Consider the following 2,478-nt stretch of genomic DNA (forward strand, 5'->3'; position numbering starts at 1 on the left):
CGCGCGGGGCGCGGGCGCGCGCCAGGCGCCCGCGCGCCGGGGCGGGCCGGGGCGCGGGACGTGGTTAGGACGCGGCGGGGAATTCGTAGGACCAGTAGGCCTGGGCGTCCAGGCGTTCGGGGCGTACGTCGCCTTGGCGGGCCAGGATCGTGCGGACGACCTGGGGCATCCGGCGCACCTCTTCGTTGCGTCCGCAGAAGTCCATCACCGCGATCCCCGGCGCGATGATCGCCCGCATCTCAGTCACCAGCCGGACAAAAGTGGCCGATCCCTGATGCTCCGGATGAATCGCATAGAAGCCGCAATACCAAATACGCCGCTCGGCATACAGCGCCGGCCAGCGGTGCTCGAAGTAATCAGGTGACACGAGCGGCATCGCGTCGAGATCGTTCGTGAGGGTCGCGAGTGCGAGCAGTCGCCCATCCTCCGGATCGCGAACCACGTACTTGCGGATCCGCGCGTCCCTCATCTGCTCATCGAACTCGCTGCGGAGCATCAGGTGCCGCTGGACCGCGCGGATGCGCAGTTCCTCGAACGCTTCCCGGTACACCTGCCACGCCGGCTCCATCAGCTCCGAGGGAAGGAGCCAGTGAGCCTCGATCACCATGCTGCCTCCACCCACGCTGTTGACCTTGGCGGCAGCAACTTACCTGAGCGGAGTTCACCTTTCCTCCCCGGGCCGGCACGTGCACGCCCAGGTTCTAGAAATAGAACTTCCATATTTAGAAGTATTGCGCTGCAATTCTTCTACCGACGGAAGCGTGCAACTAAGGACATTCCACCAAGGAGGCGCGCAGGTACTTCAGGTCCGCGGCGTCCGTCCACCGGTACGCCAAGAGCCGGGCGACCCGGGCACCCCGCACCACCCGGTCGGAGTCGTCTATCAGCAGCACCCGATCCGGTGGGGTGCGCAGCGCCGTGCACGCCGCCGCGAAGTACTCCTTGGACGGCTTGTGCGACCCAACCAGCGACGAGTTGACGACCGCGTCAAGCTCGCCGGTCAGGCCCAGGAGGTCGAGGTCGGCGTCCAGCCGGTCGGTGGCGTTCGACGCCAGCCCGACGGGGACCCCAGAGGCGCGCACCTCGCGGACGAAGGCCAGGACGTCCTGATCGACCTCGCCCCGGTACTCCTGCCACTTCGCCACCGCCGAGGGCGCCTCCAAAGTAGAAGCCACCCCGGCCATCCACTCGACATGGGTGATCTCGCCGGTGATCGCCGGACGCAGGCGGTGCCACGCCATCGCGGTATCGAGCAGCGCACCCCGCGGCAGCCCATACTCCGACTCGATCGCCGCCGGCACGGCCGGATCCCACCGGCGCAGCACACCATCCAGGTCGACCAGCAGGGCAGTCGGCTTGGTACGAAGCATCAGGCGGCCTCGTCCTCGGTGTTGAGCCGCTGGCTGATCACCTCGGTCACGCCGGCGCGCATGGTCACGCCGTACAGCGCGTCGGCGACCTCCATCGTGCGCTTCTGGTGCGTAATGATGATGAGCTGGCTCTTCTCCCGGAGCTGGGTGAACAGCGTGATGAGCCGGCCCAGGTTGACGTCGTCGAGCGCCGCCTCGACCTCGTCCATGATGTAGAACGGGCTGGGCCGCGCCCGGAAGATCGCCACGAGCATGGCGACGGAGGTCAGCGACCGCTCGCCACCCGACAGCAGCGACAGCCGCTTGATCTTCTTACCGGGCGGCCGGGCCTCGACCTCGACGCCCGTGGTCAGCATGTCTTCGGGGTCGGTGAGCACCAGCCGGCCCTCGCCGCCCGGGAAGAGCACCGTGAAGACCTTCTCGAACTCTCGGGCGGTGTCCTCGTATGCGCTGGTGAAGACCTCGAGGATGCGATCGTCGACGTCCTTGACCACGGTGAGCAGGTCGCGCCTGGTCGCCTTAAGGTCTTCGAGCTGGTCGGAGAGGAACTTGAAGCGCTCCTCCAGCGCCGCGAACTCCTCCAGCGCCAGCGGGTTGACCTTGCCGAGCAGGGTGAGCTCGCGCTCCGCCTTGGCGGCCCGCTTCTCCTGGGTGGGACGGTGGTAGGTCACCGGCTCCGGCGCGGGCTTGCCGTCGGCGTCAGCCGCCGCGACCTCGGCCTGCGTGGGCGGCACCGGCTGCTCCGGCCCGTACTCGGCGACCAGCGTCTCGACGTCGAGCCCGAAGTCTTCGGCGGCCTTGATCTCCAACTGCTCGATGCGCATCCGCTGCTCGGCGCGGGCCACCTCGTCCCGGTGTACCTCGCTGGTCAGCCGCTCCAGGTCGGCGCCGAGGCGCTTGGCCGCACCGCGTACCTCGGACAGCTCAGCCTCGCGCGCGGACCGCGACTGGGCGATCTCGTCGCGCGCTCGTTCCGCGTCGGCGAGCGACACCGCGACCCGGGCGAGCGCCTCGCGTGCGCCGACCTCGACCGCGCGGGCAATGGTGGCCCCGCGGGCGCGCGCGGCACGGCGGGCGGCGGCCCGCTCGCGGGCGGCGCGCTCGGCGG

General features: G+C 69.2%; 2 protein-coding genes and 1 pseudogene. All 3 read right to left on the reverse strand.

Features of this window, described 5'->3' with window-relative positions; translation table 11 throughout:
- Positions 1-64: 64 nt before the first annotated feature.
- Entirely contained in the window at positions 65-607 is a 543-nt protein-coding gene (locus tag V6V89_RS41170) for a hypothetical protein (protein WP_334625169.1), read from the reverse strand.
- Between the two features lie 160 nt (positions 608-767).
- On the reverse strand, positions 768-1,370 hold the full coding sequence (locus V6V89_RS41175; protein ID WP_334625171.1) for an HAD-IA family hydrolase: 603 nt from the start codon (positions 1,368-1,370) through the stop codon (positions 768-770).
- Positions 1,370-2,478 (reverse strand): annotated as a pseudogene (locus V6V89_RS41180) (AAA family ATPase); the annotation flags it as partial. The gene V6V89_RS41175 and the pseudogene V6V89_RS41180, both read right to left, overlap by 1 nt.

The sequence above is a fragment of the Micromonospora sp. CPCC 206061 genome, from assembly GCF_036906915.1.
Classification (GTDB): domain Bacteria; phylum Actinomycetota; class Actinomycetes; order Mycobacteriales; family Micromonosporaceae; genus Phytohabitans.

What these genes read in the sequence shown, in the direction of transcription:
- V6V89_RS41170 (WP_334625169.1), bottom strand. Translation starts at nt 607, where the DNA reads ATGGTGATCGAGGCTCACTGGCTCCTTCCCTCGGAGCTGATGGAGCCG.
- V6V89_RS41175 (WP_334625171.1), bottom strand. Translation starts at nt 1,370, where the DNA reads ATGCTTCGTACCAAGCCGACTGCCCTGCTGGTCGACCTGGATGGTGTG.